The organism is Acinetobacter sp. 789_lipA (assembly GCF_058242845.1).
Genome location: NZ_JBZAYS010000001.1, coordinates 3,590,757 through 3,606,069 on the forward strand (window position 1 = coordinate 3,590,757; position 15,313 = coordinate 3,606,069).

26 protein-coding genes and 1 tRNA gene are annotated in these 15,313 nt (G+C 39.1%); 12 read left to right on the forward strand and 15 right to left on the reverse strand.

Annotation, left to right across the window (positions count from 1 at the left end; translation table 11 throughout):
• Positions 1 to 92: 92 nt before the first annotated feature.
• The 14 genes from AC4CUZ_RS17760 to AC4CUZ_RS17825 form a co-directional block, all read right to left on the reverse strand.
• Positions 93 to 488 (reverse strand): SPFH domain-containing protein, encoded by a 396-nt coding sequence (locus tag AC4CUZ_RS17760; protein ID WP_004694142.1) that lies wholly within the window; start codon positions 486 to 488, stop codon positions 93 to 95.
• A 207-nt stretch (positions 489 to 695) separates the two neighbouring features.
• Positions 696 to 772 (reverse strand) — tRNA-Arg (locus AC4CUZ_RS17765).
• A 624-nt stretch (positions 773 to 1,396) separates the two neighbouring features.
• Positions 1,397 to 1,810 (reverse strand): antiterminator Q family protein, encoded by a 414-nt coding sequence (locus AC4CUZ_RS17770; protein ID WP_279681308.1) that lies wholly within the window; start codon positions 1,808 to 1,810, stop codon positions 1,397 to 1,399.
• A 10-nt stretch (positions 1,811 to 1,820) separates the two neighbouring features.
• Positions 1,821 to 2,255: a hypothetical protein gene (locus tag AC4CUZ_RS17775; RefSeq protein WP_490747991.1), complete on the reverse strand. Its 435-nt coding sequence runs from the start codon at positions 2,253 to 2,255 to the stop codon at positions 1,821 to 1,823.
• Complete coding sequence (locus AC4CUZ_RS17780; RefSeq protein WP_490747992.1) at positions 2,248 to 2,610, reverse strand: hypothetical protein; 363 nt, start codon at positions 2,608 to 2,610, stop codon at positions 2,248 to 2,250. Before AC4CUZ_RS17780 ends, AC4CUZ_RS17775 begins: the two co-directional genes overlap by 8 nt.
• A complete protein-coding gene (locus AC4CUZ_RS17785) occupies positions 2,607 to 2,873 on the reverse strand; it encodes a hypothetical protein (RefSeq protein ID WP_490747993.1) in 267 nt (88 codons plus the stop codon). The genes AC4CUZ_RS17780 and AC4CUZ_RS17785 overlap by 4 nt, the downstream gene beginning before the upstream one ends.
• Before the next feature lie 4 nt (positions 2,874 to 2,877).
• Positions 2,878 to 3,159 (reverse strand): hypothetical protein, encoded by a 282-nt coding sequence (locus tag AC4CUZ_RS17790; protein ID WP_279691994.1) that lies wholly within the window; start codon positions 3,157 to 3,159, stop codon positions 2,878 to 2,880.
• Positions 3,156 to 3,434: a hypothetical protein gene (locus AC4CUZ_RS17795; RefSeq protein WP_490747994.1), complete on the reverse strand. Its 279-nt coding sequence runs from the start codon at positions 3,432 to 3,434 to the stop codon at positions 3,156 to 3,158. Before AC4CUZ_RS17795 ends, AC4CUZ_RS17790 begins: the two co-directional genes overlap by 4 nt.
• The gene (locus AC4CUZ_RS17800; RefSeq protein WP_490747995.1) at positions 3,431 to 3,835 is read right to left on the reverse strand and encodes a hypothetical protein; all 405 of its coding nucleotides are present in this window, start codon (positions 3,833 to 3,835) and stop codon (positions 3,431 to 3,433) included. Before AC4CUZ_RS17800 ends, AC4CUZ_RS17795 begins: the two co-directional genes overlap by 4 nt.
• Entirely contained in the window at positions 3,832 to 4,440 is a 609-nt protein-coding gene (locus tag AC4CUZ_RS17805; protein ID WP_490747996.1) for a restriction endonuclease, read from the reverse strand. The genes AC4CUZ_RS17800 and AC4CUZ_RS17805 overlap by 4 nt, the downstream gene beginning before the upstream one ends.
• Positions 4,437 to 5,279, reverse strand: coding sequence for a phage replication initiator YdaU family protein (locus AC4CUZ_RS17810; protein ID WP_490747997.1), 843 nt, complete (start codon positions 5,277 to 5,279; stop codon positions 4,437 to 4,439). The genes AC4CUZ_RS17805 and AC4CUZ_RS17810 overlap by 4 nt, the downstream gene beginning before the upstream one ends.
• On the reverse strand, positions 5,276 to 5,989 hold the full coding sequence (locus tag AC4CUZ_RS17815) for a Rha family transcriptional regulator (RefSeq protein WP_490747998.1): 714 nt from the start codon (positions 5,987 to 5,989) through the stop codon (positions 5,276 to 5,278). Before AC4CUZ_RS17815 ends, AC4CUZ_RS17810 begins: the two co-directional genes overlap by 4 nt.
• 232 nt (positions 5,990 to 6,221) lie before the next feature.
• Positions 6,222 to 6,722 carry a phage regulatory CII family protein gene (locus AC4CUZ_RS17820; protein WP_159151754.1) on the reverse strand — a complete coding sequence of 167 codons (501 nt, stop codon included), beginning with the start codon at positions 6,720 to 6,722 and terminating at the stop codon, positions 6,222 to 6,224.
• A 58-nt stretch (positions 6,723 to 6,780) separates the two neighbouring features.
• Positions 6,781 to 7,011, reverse strand: a complete 231-nt coding sequence (locus AC4CUZ_RS17825) for a Cro/CI family transcriptional regulator (RefSeq protein ID WP_004980513.1) — start codon at positions 7,009 to 7,011, stop codon at positions 6,781 to 6,783.
• A gap of 125 nt (positions 7,012 to 7,136) precedes the next feature.
• Here AC4CUZ_RS17825 and AC4CUZ_RS17830 point away from each other — a divergent pair, with 125 nt between their 5' ends.
• The 4 genes from AC4CUZ_RS17830 (at position 7,137) to AC4CUZ_RS17845 (ending at position 10,085) form a co-directional block, all read left to right on the forward strand.
• Entirely contained in the window at positions 7,137 to 7,862 is a 726-nt protein-coding gene (locus AC4CUZ_RS17830; protein ID WP_004980515.1) for an XRE family transcriptional regulator, read from the forward strand.
• Between the two features lie 60 nt (positions 7,863 to 7,922).
• Complete coding sequence (locus AC4CUZ_RS17835; RefSeq protein ID WP_490747999.1) at positions 7,923 to 8,225, forward strand: hypothetical protein; 303 nt, start codon at positions 7,923 to 7,925, stop codon at positions 8,223 to 8,225.
• 79 nt (positions 8,226 to 8,304) lie between these two features.
• Positions 8,305 to 9,423: a DUF262 domain-containing protein gene (locus AC4CUZ_RS17840; protein WP_180039347.1), complete on the forward strand. Its 1,119-nt coding sequence runs from the start codon at positions 8,305 to 8,307 to the stop codon at positions 9,421 to 9,423.
• Positions 9,420 to 10,085 (forward strand): MAE_28990/MAE_18760 family HEPN-like nuclease, encoded by a 666-nt coding sequence (locus AC4CUZ_RS17845; RefSeq protein WP_180039348.1) that lies wholly within the window; start codon positions 9,420 to 9,422, stop codon positions 10,083 to 10,085. Before AC4CUZ_RS17840 ends, AC4CUZ_RS17845 begins: the two co-directional genes overlap by 4 nt.
• A gap of 33 nt (positions 10,086 to 10,118) precedes the next feature.
• Here the strand turns inward: AC4CUZ_RS17845 and AC4CUZ_RS17850 are convergent, their stop codons facing one another.
• The gene (locus tag AC4CUZ_RS17850; RefSeq protein ID WP_180039349.1) at positions 10,119 to 11,384 is read right to left on the reverse strand and encodes an N-6 DNA methylase; all 1,266 of its coding nucleotides are present in this window, start codon (positions 11,382 to 11,384) and stop codon (positions 10,119 to 10,121) included.
• Between the two features lie 346 nt (positions 11,385 to 11,730).
• On the opposite strand from AC4CUZ_RS17850, the gene AC4CUZ_RS17855 reads away from it, so the two are divergent.
• From AC4CUZ_RS17855 to AC4CUZ_RS17890, 8 genes are all read left to right on the forward strand, one after another.
• Positions 11,731 to 12,003 (forward strand): hypothetical protein, encoded by a 273-nt coding sequence (locus AC4CUZ_RS17855; RefSeq protein WP_490748000.1) that lies wholly within the window; start codon positions 11,731 to 11,733, stop codon positions 12,001 to 12,003.
• A 114-nt stretch (positions 12,004 to 12,117) separates the two neighbouring features.
• Positions 12,118 to 12,408: a hypothetical protein gene (locus AC4CUZ_RS17860; protein WP_131229973.1), complete on the forward strand. Its 291-nt coding sequence runs from the start codon at positions 12,118 to 12,120 to the stop codon at positions 12,406 to 12,408.
• Entirely contained in the window at positions 12,401 to 12,760 is a 360-nt protein-coding gene (locus tag AC4CUZ_RS17865; RefSeq protein WP_131229970.1) for a hypothetical protein, read from the forward strand. Before AC4CUZ_RS17860 ends, AC4CUZ_RS17865 begins: the two co-directional genes overlap by 8 nt.
• Positions 12,757 to 13,116 (forward strand): hypothetical protein, encoded by a 360-nt coding sequence (locus tag AC4CUZ_RS17870; protein WP_490748001.1) that lies wholly within the window; start codon positions 12,757 to 12,759, stop codon positions 13,114 to 13,116. Before AC4CUZ_RS17865 ends, AC4CUZ_RS17870 begins: the two co-directional genes overlap by 4 nt.
• The gene (locus AC4CUZ_RS17875; RefSeq protein ID WP_078388978.1) at positions 13,116 to 13,469 is read left to right on the forward strand and encodes a DUF551 domain-containing protein; all 354 of its coding nucleotides are present in this window, start codon (positions 13,116 to 13,118) and stop codon (positions 13,467 to 13,469) included. The genes AC4CUZ_RS17870 and AC4CUZ_RS17875 overlap by 1 nt, the downstream gene beginning before the upstream one ends.
• A complete protein-coding gene (locus tag AC4CUZ_RS17880; protein WP_490748002.1) occupies positions 13,450 to 13,932 on the forward strand; it encodes a TRM11 family methyltransferase in 483 nt (160 codons plus the stop codon). Before AC4CUZ_RS17875 ends, AC4CUZ_RS17880 begins: the two co-directional genes overlap by 20 nt.
• Positions 13,925 to 14,284 (forward strand): excisionase family protein, encoded by a 360-nt coding sequence (xisR, locus tag AC4CUZ_RS17885; protein WP_490738037.1) that lies wholly within the window; start codon positions 13,925 to 13,927, stop codon positions 14,282 to 14,284. The genes AC4CUZ_RS17880 and xisR overlap by 8 nt, the downstream gene beginning before the upstream one ends.
• A gap of 80 nt (positions 14,285 to 14,364) precedes the next feature.
• On the forward strand, positions 14,365 to 15,279 hold the full coding sequence (locus AC4CUZ_RS17890) for a tyrosine-type recombinase/integrase (protein ID WP_490748083.1): 915 nt from the start codon (positions 14,365 to 14,367) through the stop codon (positions 15,277 to 15,279).
• The last annotated feature ends 34 nt before the right edge of the window (positions 15,280 to 15,313 follow it).

The following is a 15,313-nucleotide window of genomic DNA, read 5'->3' on the forward strand; positions in this document are numbered from 1 at the left end:
AAGACCATCCAATAAGAAAAGAAAAACCCCGCTCAATATGCATATTGAGCGGGGTTTTATGTGCCGTAATACGTTCGGCTAAGTGGAAAAGATTAATTAGAAGATGGTCGCTTGCCTGCTTCCAAGACAGGAATATTGGCTTCAGTTGGCACATATACAATTTGACTAATATTGCCCTCGCGTAAAGCTTCACCAAATGCACCAATAAACTCTTGCTGCCTGTACTCAGGGAACTCTTGTGCTGCTTTACCCATTACCTTGATTGCTTCTGCACGCAATTTCGCACTCTCAAGCTCAGCCTTGGCTGTCTCAATTGCAATTTGTTTGGATTGCTGTGCTTTTGATAATTGAGCCTGTCCTGCCATACCTTGCTGCCAAACTTTGTATTGTGGCCACGCAAACAAGAAGATCAGTATGATTGCTATAACGAAGACTGCAATCAATCCAATCAAGATATTGTCTGCACTACCTTTCTGAAACTTATTCATTTTCCACACCTGCTTTATTTTGGTAATAAAAAAGCCCGATCAAATTAATGATCAGGCTTATGTTTTTGAATCTAATTTACTTAACTTCTTTCAAACAGTCACGACACACTTTGATTTCTTCATTATCAACCGTGTAATCGATCTCTGTCGCACCATGTAGGCCGAATAAACACATTAACAATCGGAGCACTTTATTCTCCTGAATTTTGGCGCGCCATGCAGGGCTCGAACCTGCGACCATCCGCTTAGAAGGCGGATGCTCTATCCAACTGAGCTAATGGCGCTTAAAAAAGGATGTGGCAAATTACCACACCCTTGCCTTAGATTACGATATTGACCAGCTCGGCAACTGATCTAGCGCTACTCGACACAATAAACTTCTCAAAGTTAGCTATTGATCCGCTTTGCGTCTTTCATCTTGATTAGTCGGGGTGTCACCCACAATTTATGGCTCTAAGGCTAACTCAATATGTGACGAAATCACATTGGATTCAAACCAATTTATACGGCTGGTTTCCGCATCTCACCGTTTGTGCTTATAGCTGAACAATGCACAGCGTCACAAATCAAAATCGCCCTTAGGGTGGCGCACTACCCTTATGCATATGCTGGCATGGCTACTCTCCAACTAAATAACTTGTGCATGTCACAAGCACCTTTATAAATTTCAGACAATAAAAAGCCCAGTCATTAGACCGAGCTTTAATGTATGTAAAATCTGGGTGGCGGCATTAAAATTTAAACCACTACGAATAAAGTTAAGCCGCCATTGGGTGCCTTGATATTGCTTTCACGGAACATTTCTCAAGGCATTAAAAAAGCCCATGTTTGAATGAGCTTTTAAATTATTGGTGAGTACATAACAACTTGCCACCATACACCAAATCTACACAAACATGGCTGCCAAGTCAATCGCTTAGCACTTCGATTTTTCCATCCAAATACGCTAAACCCTTTTCCACTTCCGCTCTGACCTTGGCGCGACTACATCTATGCGCATTTGCAATTGTTTGATCGGACCAATCATTCTCAAATTTTAGGATTAAGAACCATGCGCGTTCAGCTAAATATTCACGAGAGTCGTTATGCATCTTTGCTAATAGCTGACTGACCTCTACTGCCTCCATATCGTTAATTTCACATGGCATCGAGGTTTTGCTTGATCTAATCCGCTGCTTGTCGTTCTTATCAATGAGTATGGCCAACGGATTCGCTGAAACATCTGATTTAGTGGATCTCACCCAAAGTCCATATTGTTCAAGCCACTGATAGGCTGAACGCTTCGACCAATCCATTAGTTTCGTTTTCACTACTGCATTCATCCTATTTCCCTCAAAACTTCGCAAATCTTTTAAAAACCAACATAGCTGCATCACGCGCATGCTCATTCGTACGTTCAATCCAACCAGTGCGCTTTTTAAAAACATCAGCCTTCGTTTTGGTTGCATTTGCTGCTGGATGAATCATTAGGTAATTCAACCCTTGCTCCTTACACCAATCTTCCCAAATCTGTGCATCACGCTTTACCGATCCAACACCTTGTGCTTTCTCACGACCACCAGTGAACCAGGTGCGCTGCCGAGCATCTTCAATGAATAAACAGATGTTTTCTTTTCCATAGTGCACAACAAACTCAAGCGTGCGACTCATGGCCTGAGTAATTGTTAAGGATCTAACTTCAAATAGTTCACCACCATTGCCTTTGTCTTCTGCCACGGCGTAGCCTGTGTTCACACCTGTATCGATGCCAATGAGATACTTAGTCATTCAATACAAACTCCCCATCAACTTTGCAAAAACACACATAGCCAACTTGAACAGTTAAATTGCGGTACCCGATGCCCTTGTCAAAATCAAAGAGCTTATCGCCGTGTATAAATCTCAAGTTTTTAAAGAATGGTTGTGCTGTAAAAAATGTTTCGAATTCTTCAGTACGATCTACTAATTGGATAACCTCCACATCACCAGTAAAGCAACTAAACGGCGTTCCATCATCTAAACGTCCAAATACACGCCCATCTTCAACACGATCCAATACGCCATAACCTGTGAATCGCTTGCCTGAATAAATTGTTGCGGATTCACCAATAAAATCTACTTTGACGCGGTCCCCTTTTTTCATTGGCATGACTCCACGTCAGCAATTGCTTGTTTAATTCGAATCCAATATGGATCTGAATAACAACCTGAAATCATGTGTTCATATTCAGCAATTTCTACAGACTCAAAATCCTTTTCAATTAACTCATGCGAATCGACTAGTCGCTTTAATTCAACCTCTTGACCAATCATCAAGTCTCCAAGTTCTTGCAAAATACCCAACTCAACAACTTTTGCTTTTGCTCCATCCCAACCAAATTTTTTAACAAACTCATTCGCTTTCATGGCTTCACCCCAATCTATTTAATTTAAATGCTTCATTCACATGCGCCTCTGAAACTCTCGTATTTGGGCTGATGTGATTGCGGATATCGGTTACATGGTCGGTTCGGTCGTGGTCTGCTATGGCTGCGTGAAGGTCATCGTAGGTAAATCCGTCACTTGATCTATGCCACATTCCATTGATAACCGCGAACTTCATGTCATCGGAGCAACCAAGATTTTTAAGCATAGTCTGTAGATTGCGTGCCTGCTCCAACCCATGGTCCTGAATAAACTGCTTTGCATTCATGCCGTCACCCCAAATAATTGTTTAGCTTTGTCAGTTGCTTTTAGGCTTAATGGTTTTGAGCTGTTTGATTCTAAATATCCCTCAGCCATGAGCTGCCTAATAAAAGTCAAGGTTGCTCGCTCTGAGACCCCAATCCACTGCTTGACCTCAAGCACACTTGTTCTGCCTCTCTTTTCGATAATCCCCCTTAAAACAATCACAAGTCGCTCACCTTGTTTGACCGCATGGCGAGTGCTGAAACAATCCGTGGTTTTATTGTCGTTTTGGTCTTTCATCTATCGATCTCCACAGTCATACCTGCATGATCCTGCTCAACCACAGATATTCCGCGCGTGATTGCTGCCTTGCTCGGTAATTTCTTGAAGTCAATCAGATTCACTTCATGGCAGTGTTTGCACATGAATGAATTTTTCTTTTCCAGTTTTTTATAAATTTCCCGTGCCTCGGATAAAACACTGTTATTTCTTTCTGTAGCCCGATTGAGGTGCTTAAGGTGCTTTTTAATCCACCAGACCGGGTTTAAGCGAACATTGCAGTCAGTGCATAAAACTTCATTTTCTTCTGCTGATATCTGGATGTTTTTATGTTCGCATGTGCCACGTTCAGACTTGCGTGAAAACTTAATGACATTTTCCACAGTATCAATATTTATCGTATGGTCTTCTTTATAGCTCACACTTCACCCCCAACACGATTATAAGTCTTCCCCAATGTCGCCAATAATTCAGGTGGGCAAGGAACACAACTACGATTTCGATCATGGTTATCAAGCTGTTTTGGAGCTTTAGGCTTCACCCACATTTCTTGCGACATGCCCTTTGCCTTAGCGCGGCGTAGGTAATCCACATAAATATCTTTGAAAGCGAAGTGAGCTGATTTCTGCCCCTCTGCGGTCAACACATGGCGAACTTCATCAAGTACGCGCTTGGTCAGTGTTGTGATCTTTGTTTGTGGATCTGATTCAAACTGCATTGCTTTTGCCCATGCCATGTCAGCAGTCCACCAATCACCGCCCTGTTCACACCAGCTGCGGAATGTCGGTAAATTCTTCGGGCACCACTCTTCAGAGTTCATGCGTGCTAAGCCACGTGCGATATCTGCTGGGGTTAGGCCATTTAGGACTGTGCAGGCCAATTGGCGAAGTTCTTCATCCGCGTAAACCTCAAAGTTTTTCGTGAATGCTGATCCGTAAAGATCACTCATGCGCTGAAGAACCATGTCCGCTACTTCAACTGGGAAATCAATCGCAAATGCTTGCTCAAATAATTGGATATTGCTCATGCGCACTCTCCTTGAACATCACGCATTGGCGCTGGTTGATTTGCTTGGCTGCCAAAACGACGGCGCTCCAAAGGTTGCTGAACTGGTGCTTGTGTATTCTTCGGTGGGTATACGCTTTGGTAGCTACCGATGATCGAAGACTCCAAGGATTGATTTGCCCCTGCACCAAAACCAATTAATTTGTTGATCAGCAACTTCACGGCGTTTTCAGTCAGTGGTTTTTTGATGCTGTTGCGCATGTCAACAAACTGAACCCACAAATCACGATTTACATTCGCTGGTAACTCAACCGATTTTGGATCGAATTGATTTTGCTTTTCAGCTTTTGGTTTTTCAGCCTTAGGTTGTTCAGGAACACTCTTACTTTTTTTATTTATTTTTTTATTTTGTAGAGTGTCTTTTGATAGTGTCTTTTGTGTGTAAAGAATTTTTACTAGTGGTGGTAAAGATTCTTTACTAGCGTAGTTAAATTTCTTTACTAGTAAAGATTTTTTACTAGTGCTTTCAGGTAGTAAAGAATTTTTACTAGGGAAAGACATTTTCCAACCAACAACGCATTCGTCATTCAGCTTAAAACTATTGCCATGGATGGTAGATCCACACTCAATTACCAAACCCACTTGAATGAGTTCAGCAATTGCTTTTGTGACTGTAGGACGGCTCTTTCCTGTCATTTTTTGGAACTGGCTTAGAGAAATCGAATCATGCTCTTTGTACCAGCCACGTGTCTTACGACAGATGATCAAATACAGCTTTGCTGCAACATCCCCAATTTGACAAAGAACGTCGTCTACAAAGGCGTTAGGCACCTGAAAGCTGTTAGGAGTGAATTGACTCATTTGTTTAATAACCCCGCAGCAGCAACGAGTGCCGTTAATCTTGTTAATCCAAAGGCTGTAATGCGTGCTTGGGTGTAAACCTTGTCACCCTCTACACATGCAATCACCTGTGAAACCTTGTTTACCATTACCTTTTGCTCTACTCGTTGCGCGTATGCACATAACCGTCGGTGACGGCTGTTTTCTCGGTATACCCAGTGCTTCTTCAACATGAAGTCAATGAGCTTTGATTCTTGAATGCCGATGGTTTTTGCTGAATCACGGATTGAATAAGTGTTTACCGTGTCTGCAATCACATCCATCACCTGCGCCTTAGGCTCTAACACGGCGACATGGTCCTTAAGCGCTTGGTTTTCTTGTTCAGCAGCTAAGGCCAATTGGATTAGTTCCATTCGGCTGAGTTCAACAGGCTTTGATGCTTTGTCTTCAAGTTCTTTCCAGCGCTTAATGACTCGGTTCCGCAATAAAATGCTATAACCTGTGATCAGAGTCATTGTTAGCTCTTCGTCTAGCAGATACTCGGTTTGCTCACGATTCACAGAGTCCAAATAGGTACATCCAAATTTGGATGCATCTAAATTGAGGCCACGAAATACAACCTCACAATCACGCTTCACATGAAAGTGTTCTTTTTCACATAGCTCCGCAATTTCACGACTCGACATGGTTTTTTGATTTTCTTGAAACTGTGTTATCATCGGCATATTCATTAAGATTTACCCTCTGAATTGAATGCTAAAGCCCGATCTCAACTCTCGGGCTTTTTTTTGCCCGTTCGGTGTGCTAGATTCGAGTACATGTTCAATTCCACTAGAATGTTTTTGAACTAGAAAGTCTGAGAGTCGAGCCTCAGGCTTTTTTTTGATTAATACTTGTGTTAAATTTGAATTGTTCATTATTTCCACCTCTAGGGTAATGAATCGAAAAGCCTGATTTCTGCGATCAGGCTTTTTCTTTTTGAGCATTTGCTGTGTACTTCTGCATTTGCTTAAGCGCTGCCTGATCCACGGCGGTAATCAACTCGATTAAGCCTTGGGTAATTTGGTGGATCTCTTCGTATTCCGCTGGTGTAATCACCCCATCCTCATAAGCCTCATACACAACTCGGTTTGCTTTTCCGCTCTTAATGTTGTGCTGCATCATTGCTTCAAAGATCGATAGCTCATGATGTTTGCTTGAGTCACAATCCACTGGTACTAATGCGTATCCCATCTGATGCGCCCACACCTTTAAAATTTCAGGGTTCTGCGTATACATCATTATGGTTTCAAGCTTCTTTAAGCTCGGTAAATGGTTTGGCATCCCTACGTTGCCGTAGTTGCAAATCGTGTTATGCGAATCACCAGTGACCTGAGCAATTTCCTTTGGTGAAATTCCCTTTGTCTGGTTAATCATTTTAAAAATTGCCGTTTGAGCTTCACGGCTTAGTGTTATTTCTTGCATTTGTGAAATCCTTTATTTGTTTCACGTTTCTTTGAAGGTTTGACAAAGTGATAATTGGTTATATTGCCAATTGCTTGAAATCATTAAGAGATGGACATAACTCAACCGCTTTGAATTTTCCATCTGTCGCCGCCTGGGCTCTCATCGCAACGATCTCAGACATTCTTTTTGAGCCTCGCACCCAGCCAGACACTGCTGGTTGTTTGACCCCAAGGGCTTTTGCTGTATTTTCCTGCCCACCAAAATGGGTTACGAGCAACTGGAAAATATTATTTGTGTTGTTACTCATAGTTATATCCTCACTAGATATAACCAATATTATAACTATAGTTATTTTTAGTCAATAACTATAACTATTTGAACTCATATAACCAAGGTTATATATTTGTTATTAAGATTTTGAGGTTCTGAAAGATGGAATTAAAAGACAGGCTTAAGCAGTCAAGAAAGCGTGCGGGGAAAACCCAAGCAGAAGTAGCGGAAGCTGTGAAAATGTCTCAGCCTGCATATCAGGCCTTAGAATCTGGCCGAAATCTGAAATCATCTTTCCTTCCACTGATTGCTAATTTTTTAAATGTTGACCCTTTATGGTTAACAACTGGTAGTGAATCAACTCCAGAAAAAAGCAATGCCGATATATCTGCGATGGAGGTTAGTATCTATCAATCTGGCGATCCCGTTCCAGATGGATACGTAGCTATTGATTATTATGATGATGTATTTGTGAGTGCTGGCAATGGCTACTTAAATTTAGAAAAGCCAAGCAACAATAAGATGCTTTTCCCTGTTGATCTAATTAAAGAATGTAATGTTCAACCATCCGCAACCAAGGTAATCCATGTCCGCGGAGAGAGTATGTTTCCTAAATTAAAAGATGGACAGGCCATATCAATTGATATGTCTGCTAGAACCATTTACGACGGGGAAATTTATGCTTTTCAGGTTGGGGATGATACAAAAATTAAATACTTGTTTAATTGGAGTGATGAGGGTAAGGGTGGCTTTAAGGCTGTCTCAGCAAACCCTGATAAAAATCAATTTCCTGACGAATACTACTCCCCTAGCAAAATAGAATCAGAAGGTATAACTATATTAGGGCAGTACTGGTGGAAACAGGTTGTAAAGCGAGTTAGACGCTAGGGCTAGGCTAGTGTAAGACCGCTTTCCCAGGCAATGATAATTCTAAAAGAGGAAAGCATAATGATCGGAACACTTAATAAATCCAAAACTGCGCTAACAATTAATCGTCAAGAATTCAAATTGGCATTAGAAAAAATTGGCGCAGGAATTGATAAACAGATAGCCTCGCTTAAAAAAGCTAAACAAAGCTACGACCCTGAGGAAATAGCACACGAGGTCATTGGTGAAGTAAACATCTTTGAGGCGATTATTGAGGGCTTTAATGAAGAGGAAGGTACTAATCTGAAGCTGGCTGACATAACCAATATTGAAGTGGCACAAGGATGGATAGATGACTTTTTAGAAAAGTATTCTGGGGTATAAACAATCAATTTTGTTGGTCGTTTAGAGCTAGCTTTAGTAAAGCCATAAAATTTAAAGTAAACACCGTTAGAGGCAAAAGATGTCAGATTTACAAAATCAAATTGATACAGCAAGAATGCAGGTACATACAGATTCTTACCCCATGTCAATTGGAGAATTAATTAATCTGTATGATGATGGAGAATTAGATATTCACCCTGAATTTCAGAGAATTTATCGTTGGACAGATGAACAAAAAAGCAAGTTAATTGAATCTATCTTATTAGGTATACCTTTACCATCAATTTTTGTAGCGCAACGACAAGATGGCATTTGGGATGTGGTAGATGGCTTACAACGCATCTCAACTATTTTATCTTTTTTAGGTAAACTAAAAGATGAAAATAATGCTGTGCAAATTCCTTTAAAATTGCAAGCTACTAAGTATTTGCCTTTATTACAAGATAAAGTTTGGGAAGATAGACACAATCCTGAAAATGAAATTGACATCGAGGTAAAACGTATTTTTAAACGAGAAAAAATCGATATTAAAATCATTAAACGTGAAAGTGATAATGATACTAAATTTGAATTATTCCAAAGACTAAATACTGGTGGAACAAGACTTTCTGATCAAGAAGTTCGAAATTGCATGTTATTAATGCACAACAAAAATGCATTTATATGGCTTAAAGAGTTGTCAAAATGTGAAAGCTTTATTAATTCCCTTCCCATACCAGAAAAAGCGATGCATGAATCTTATGATGCAGAACTAGCTTTAAGATTCTTTATCTATAGACACCACCACAATAATATTATGAGTGAACATAGTGATGTAGCACCATATTTAAATGCTGAGATGTTAGAGATATTTAGACCACATAATAATTTTGACTATGATAGAGAAAAGCAAATTTTTGAAAAAACATTTACAATTGCTTATAACGCTTTGGAAGACGATGCTTTTAAAAAATTTAATCATACTAAGAACAAATATGAAGGTGCTATATCGTTACCTGTCTACGAAGCTGCTAGTTTTGCGATTTCAGAATTAGTGGCAAATAATGAACATGATGATGAAGCTCTTAAAAACATATTTATTAATAAAACCAAAATACTCACAAATGATGAAGAGTTTTTAGAAGTGCTTAGATCTAGAACTAGGCCAATTGACCGCATGAAATACATGTTTAGCATTGGAGCGAGAGTTTTTGCATGAAAATTCGCACAACTCTAGAACTACAGGATAGCTTACAAAAAGATTTATCTTGGAGAAAAAGAGAGTTTTCAACACTTTCTTTACTGATCAAAGGTAATCACCCTCGATCACATGAGAAGAAAGTTTTACTTAGGGCAGCCATTGTGCTGCTCTATTCTCATTGGGAAGGACATATTAAACATTGCGCTCTAGCATATTTAAACTTCCTTAACAATAAAGGTGTGCCATTTAATCGGTTAAAACCTAATTTTCATTTACTAACAGTATCCGACAAATTTAGAAAAGGATTTTCTTTTAATAAATTTGACTCCTTAATTGAATTAAAGAGTTATTTAGAGAATATCCCTAATATTAATTTTAAAGTAGATGAAAATTTAGTAATAGATACAGATTCTAATTTAAAATCTAATATATTATTAAATATCTTAAAACAATTAGGCTTTGATACTAACGGCTATGAACTGAAAGCGCACTTTATTGATTCCACATTAGTTAGATGTAGAAATTCAATCGCACATGGAGAAATTTTATCTAACACAGATATTGAAGACACTTATAATGAAATTGAAAAAGAGCTACTGGGGATGATAACTCAATTTCAAAATCTCATTTTAAATGCGACTACAACTAAAGACTATCTATGTAGTAACGTAGTAAACTAAAACTGTACCATTAGAGGAAGTGCAAACCCATCTTCAATCTAATGGTATTTCTTTAACTACTGTAACAGTTAAATGCCGCATACGAATTCTTTTGTTCAGAAACTCATTCGTTTGATCCAATTTAAGCTTTTGAAATAAAGCTTTACAATCTTGTAGTGATCCATTCTTAGGTTTAATTACAATCAAGTGATTCTCTACAGCAATAGGCTCCTGTAAATCAATAATAGTAGCTGTCGCTCTATATTTATCACCTGGACTAGATGTTCTTTTTACCAATATACATGGTGGTTGAATGACGCGCCCCTTAAAATTTCGCTTCTCTACTGCAGTATTTAATACTTCCCATGCAATAGTATTTTTCGAGTGAAAATAGGCATACTCATTGCCAATTAAAGGGTCTCTATATGCAACTAACGGGCCTACTGATACGTCAAAAAAGTCTGATAACACCCCTTTATGGTTATCATTATTTTCTTGCCACTTGATAGAAATATCATCTACTTGAGCTTTTAACTTGCCTATCAACAGAAAAACATCAACATCTGTTTTCTTATTAAATCGCCCCCAAATACTACACTGTGCCTCATATTGAGATGAACAATACTGTCTAAAATTGTCATAACGACTACCAGATCTAAGGACATCAGGTAAAATAGCAGAGATTAAACAGCCCTTGGGTAGGTTTCTTAGATAATGATCCATGATTAAACCTGCAGCATTAACTTTTCCTTTTTTCCAATAATGTACCTGAGGGGATATCCAGCTTGAAAAAGGTGGATTTAATACGACGTGAGTAACTCCCTTTAACTCCTCAGCACATACCAGCAGTGTATCCTTTACCTGGATATGGGTAAAATATAATAATGCTTGCTCAACACTGCAGTCTTTTTTCACGCCTCGATTAAGCGCCTCAATAACCAATCTTAGTTTGGTAGCTTCTACAAAAGAAGAATGTAAATCATACCCTTGTAAAACTTTTCCCCATGACTTCAGAGTGCAACTTAGATTTTTATGTACACCTAACATTCGAGAACACTCGATTAACAAATTTCCTGCACCACATGTAGGATCTAACACCACTGAATCTAAAGTAATTGCTTCATTAAATGACTTAATTAATTTAGTTGCTAAATTTTGACCTGTAAAAAAACTGCCCGCCTCCCTCATTTCCTCCAATGAAAGGCATTCCCTTAGAACTAAATCAATAGAATCTAAGTCAACAGCGCTTCTGAGCACTTCTATATGGCCGTTTTCAATAATATCTTTTAAATCATTATTGTGTTGAAACAATTGGTTCATTGAAGGTTATTACTGCAGGATAATTTATACTAATATAGCAAAAAATCTATCAAAATAGCATTAAAAAAAATATAAACTATTGTTATTTAATTAATTTTAAAAAAATAAACTGCAGAAATAGATTGGATGTAAACAACCCACCCCAGCGGTGGGTTTTCTTTTGTCTATTAAAACATAAAAATTCTTACAACTATAATTTTATATAACTTTAGATATATTTCATTTGCTTTTCTATTGACTATAAAAATAACTATAGTTATATTTACCTCACAGACATTAAAAAGCCCTGACACTTTCGACGGGATCAGGGCTCTTTGTAAACACTTGCACGCTTACGGGGCTAATTATGAATCAACGCGCATCTCATAGCAAATTACCTGAGTTTGGCACAACCAAAAGCCAAACATCTGCAATCCTCTACCAAGAACCGACCTTGGAAGAAACAAAGCCACAACATAAGCCAGTTATTGAGTTGGTAAAGAACTTTGCAGCAAGCACCCTACTAATGATCAGTATTTTCAGTATTTGTTTAGTTATTTTGAAAGGCTGTGCCGACGATGTTGAACATCAGAAAGCAATGGCTGTTAAACACCAATTGCAATTTGGCTCTGGGAAATAGGTGCAGTTAAACGCCAAAAACGGAAAAGAAATAATGAATATTTCGAGCAATTATTTGCGCACTTTCAAGAATAAATCAGAATTTTGCGCAGACATTTGCTCAATAGGTGAAGTCATGAGTAGTAAAGAATTAAAAATTAAGAACATTGATGTAGGTGTAGCTCCGAGTGCAATAGCTCAAGATATTTTCTACAAGGCAGTTTCACCAGTAATGGGCATTCTTAAACAAGAAGGCAGTGATTCCGTAAAAGAATTTTCATTTTGCACTATGTGGTTAGCCATGGGCTTGTATGTAAATAACTTAAGTACCAAAGATGCCGAGAAAGCTCTAAATCATGCAACAGCCAACATAATCATCCAGTTAAAGAAATTACGGAGTGAAGATCAGGAGCAAGGTCATGATTAAACAATTAACGCGTGTCGATTTGCCTGAAGACCTTTGCTGGTGGTTTCACCCTGATTTTCATTCCATTGATCCAATGTCAGCCTGTGACGAAGAACGTGGCTACACTCCCGAAGAATGGGAGCAGCTTCAAGCAAACGGCAATATTGATATTTTAATCGATACTTCTGTTGATCTTGAGGAAATCGATCCTAATGCAAATGGTGAGTGGAAAGGCTTCGTACCTACTCCACCATCACCAGAACATTTTTTAATGGCTTCGTTTGATACAGAGCATTTGGACAGCGCTGTTTTTTGGTGGGCTAAAGAGCGTTTACCGCATTCTGTGCAGCAAAGTCTGGGAGAGGTTTCATGAAGACTCCAACACTTGAGCAATTTTTAAAGGATATTGCAAGTCACCAACTTACAGTAAACCTAGATCAAGGTGTGTTCCGTGATTTAACGATTGCACGTCCAAACACCGTTTCTATGCATTACAACATCACAACTCGCCCAGGCTATTTGGTTATCACTGGTGATATGGGATCTTTTGTATTTACTCGATTGAATGACATGTTCAAGTTCTTCCGTAGTGATGATGGCTATGTGCCTAAAACCTTATGCCCCGCTGAACGTGGCTATGGCGATTACATCATCATGAACATCAATGAAAACGGTCTGATTGATAAATGGCGTTTTGATATTGATGATTTTCAGGAGGATGAAGACTGATGGATATTCAGAAAGAAAAAGAAGCGTTTGAGGCGTGGTTTGAATCACGCTATGGCGCCCATTTTATGCAGTTTGCGCTCGATCTAGACTTTTATGTTGATAAGCACACTCAAACCTGTTGGGAAGCATGGCAAGCCAAAGCCCAAGCGGTGCCTGAATGGATTTCGGTTGATGATGAGTTGCCAAGTGAAGGAGATTTACTTTTAGGCATCTCGACAACAAAACTTGCCAAATTCAATGTTTATCAAGTCGTCGCATTAGATGAATTTGATGATTGTGAAATCACACACTGGATGCATTTGCCGCAAGCACCAAAAGCACAGGAGCAAAGTCATGAATGCCCCAATCCTTGACCCCTGCTGCGGCTCTCGCATGATGCATTTTGATCGTCAAAATCCAAATGTCGTATTCGGAGATATTCGTGCTGAAAAGCACATTTTATGTGATGGTCGCTCTCTTGAGGTCTCGCCCGATATTGAAATGGACTTTCGAGCAATGCCATTCAAAGATGGTCAATTCAATTTAGTCGTATTTGATCCACCTCATTTGATTAAAGCAGGAAAAGAAAGCTGGCTTGCTTTGAAGTATGGAAAACTTCAAGCAAGTTGGCGGGATGATATTCGAAAAGGATTTGAGGAATGTTTTCGCGTGTTGGCCAACGGCGGTGTGCTTATTTTCAAGTGGAATGAAACACAAATTAAAGTCAGTGAAATTTTAGCTTTGACTGATCAAAAGCCTGTGTTCGGACACATCAGTGGAAAGCGTGCAAATACTCACTGGATCACATTTATGAAAATGGAGATGAGATATGAATGAGGAACTCTTAGAACTACTTTCGCGCTTTGGTCTAATCCCATTGGATTGGGTTAGTGCCAGCCAGTTTTCAGCACTTACAGGCATTAATGAAGAGAAACTGACCCACCGCCGTAAAAATTGGCAAGAAGATCTTGTTTGGACTAAACAAGATGGAAATATTTACTACTCAATTAAAGGTTTCAATGAATGGCTGACTCAAAAAGCACAAAGTCGATGCCAACAGGCGTGCGGATCAGAAACGGGGCGATCCAAATCTACTTCGAGAGAAGAAAGAAAGAGTACAACATCACGCTACCTCACCCCCCAAGTGCAGAAGGTATCTCGGCGGCCGCTAAAATTAGAGCTCAGTTAGTAACAAAGGCTGAATGGGGTATTTTAACTGATAGTGATATTGCCGAAGCAAGAGGCCAGCTCGTTGATGATGATGCAGTCATTGTCAACGGCGGTATTCTATTTCAAGAGGTCGCTCAGAAATATCTTAAATTCTGTGAAAGTAATACCGATACCAAAAAAGGTTATTTAAATATTTTGGAATTTCATTGGATGGGTTATTTCGCACTTATGCCAATCAACTCAATATCAATTGAGAACATTAAAGAGGCTATTATTGATCGTGATTTTAAAACAGCGAAAACTCTAAATAATTGCCTGATTCCTTTACGTGGGGTTTTCGATTGTGCAATGGAAAATAAATTTATTACAGAAAACCCGTTAGACGGCATAAGGAATAAAAAAGTACAAGTTGATATTCCAGATCCTTTTAGTAGACCAGAAATGGACGCAATACTTGAAAATCTTAAAACGACTTTAAAGGGAGATGAAATTTTATATTATTGGTATTACGAACTAGCTTTTTGGACTGGATGCCGCCCCTCTGAACTAATTGCATTAAAAGAGTCAGATTTTGATTTTTTTAGTGGAATGTTCAAAGTTAATAAAAGTCGGGTTCGCGGTGTTGAAAAAAACGTGACGAAAACTCACACGGCGCGTGAAGTTTGTTTGAATGCACGATCTAAGAAAGCAGCACAAGAGTTAATCAAATATAAAAAGGATAGAAATATTCAGAGTAAATATTTGATGCTCTGCCCTGAAACTGGTGAACCTTTTTTTAATGAGAAACCACCACGTAATAGGTTGGTAGCGGCACTAAAAGCATGTGGTATTCGTCACCGCCCTGCTTACAACGCTCGGCACACCTATGCGACTATGATGCTTATGGATGGCTTAAACCCAGTTTTTGTATCCAATCAAATGGGCCATAGCCTACAGATGATGATGAAGCGCTATGCAAAGTGGATGCATGGGGATAAAAACAAAATAGAGATGGGAAAGCTCAAGACAGACTAAACCTGTCAAAAACCTGTCAAAAAAAACAAGCGCC

Coding starts and splice junctions, on each gene's coding strand:
- AC4CUZ_RS17760 (WP_004694142.1), bottom strand. CDS start 488: ATGAATAAGTTTCAGAAAGGTAGTGCAGACAATATCTTGATTGGATTG.
- AC4CUZ_RS17770 (WP_279681308.1), bottom strand. CDS start 1,810: ATGAATGCAGTAGTGAAAACGAAACTAATGGATTGGTCGAAGCGTTCA.
- AC4CUZ_RS17775 (WP_490747991.1), bottom strand. CDS start 2,255: ATGACTAAGTATCTCATTGGCATCGATACAGGTGTGAACACAGGCTAC.
- AC4CUZ_RS17780 (WP_490747992.1), bottom strand. CDS start 2,610: ATGAAAAAAGGGGACCGCGTCAAAGTAGATTTTATTGGTGAATCCGCA.
- AC4CUZ_RS17785 (WP_490747993.1), bottom strand. CDS start 2,873: ATGAAAGCGAATGAGTTTGTTAAAAAATTTGGTTGGGATGGAGCAAAA.
- AC4CUZ_RS17790 (WP_279691994.1), bottom strand. CDS start 3,159: ATGAATGCAAAGCAGTTTATTCAGGACCATGGGTTGGAGCAGGCACGC.
- AC4CUZ_RS17795 (WP_490747994.1), bottom strand. CDS start 3,434: ATGAAAGACCAAAACGACAATAAAACCACGGATTGTTTCAGCACTCGC.
- AC4CUZ_RS17805 (WP_490747996.1), bottom strand. CDS start 4,440: ATGAGCAATATCCAATTATTTGAGCAAGCATTTGCGATTGATTTCCCA.
- AC4CUZ_RS17810 (WP_490747997.1), bottom strand. CDS start 5,279: ATGAGTCAATTCACTCCTAACAGCTTTCAGGTGCCTAACGCCTTTGTA.
- AC4CUZ_RS17815 (WP_490747998.1), bottom strand. CDS start 5,989: ATGAATATGCCGATGATAACACAGTTTCAAGAAAATCAAAAAACCATG.
- AC4CUZ_RS17820 (WP_159151754.1), bottom strand. CDS start 6,722: ATGCAAGAAATAACACTAAGCCGTGAAGCTCAAACGGCAATTTTTAAA.
- AC4CUZ_RS17825 (WP_004980513.1), bottom strand. CDS start 7,011: ATGAGTAACAACACAAATAATATTTTCCAGTTGCTCGTAACCCATTTT.
- AC4CUZ_RS17830 (WP_004980515.1), top strand. CDS start 7,137: ATGGAATTAAAAGACAGGCTTAAGCAGTCAAGAAAGCGTGCGGGGAAA.
- AC4CUZ_RS17835 (WP_490747999.1), top strand. CDS start 7,923: ATGATCGGAACACTTAATAAATCCAAAACTGCGCTAACAATTAATCGT.
- AC4CUZ_RS17840 (WP_180039347.1), top strand. CDS start 8,305: ATGTCAGATTTACAAAATCAAATTGATACAGCAAGAATGCAGGTACAT.
- AC4CUZ_RS17845 (WP_180039348.1), top strand. CDS start 9,420: ATGAAAATTCGCACAACTCTAGAACTACAGGATAGCTTACAAAAAGAT.
- AC4CUZ_RS17850 (WP_180039349.1), bottom strand. CDS start 11,384: ATGAACCAATTGTTTCAACACAATAATGATTTAAAAGATATTATTGAA.
- AC4CUZ_RS17855 (WP_490748000.1), top strand. CDS start 11,731: ATGAATCAACGCGCATCTCATAGCAAATTACCTGAGTTTGGCACAACC.
- AC4CUZ_RS17860 (WP_131229973.1), top strand. CDS start 12,118: ATGAGTAGTAAAGAATTAAAAATTAAGAACATTGATGTAGGTGTAGCT.
- AC4CUZ_RS17865 (WP_131229970.1), top strand. CDS start 12,401: ATGATTAAACAATTAACGCGTGTCGATTTGCCTGAAGACCTTTGCTGG.
- AC4CUZ_RS17870 (WP_490748001.1), top strand. CDS start 12,757: ATGAAGACTCCAACACTTGAGCAATTTTTAAAGGATATTGCAAGTCAC.
- AC4CUZ_RS17875 (WP_078388978.1), top strand. CDS start 13,116: ATGGATATTCAGAAAGAAAAAGAAGCGTTTGAGGCGTGGTTTGAATCA.
- AC4CUZ_RS17880 (WP_490748002.1), top strand. CDS start 13,450: ATGAATGCCCCAATCCTTGACCCCTGCTGCGGCTCTCGCATGATGCAT.
- xisR (WP_490738037.1), top strand. CDS start 13,925: ATGAATGAGGAACTCTTAGAACTACTTTCGCGCTTTGGTCTAATCCCA.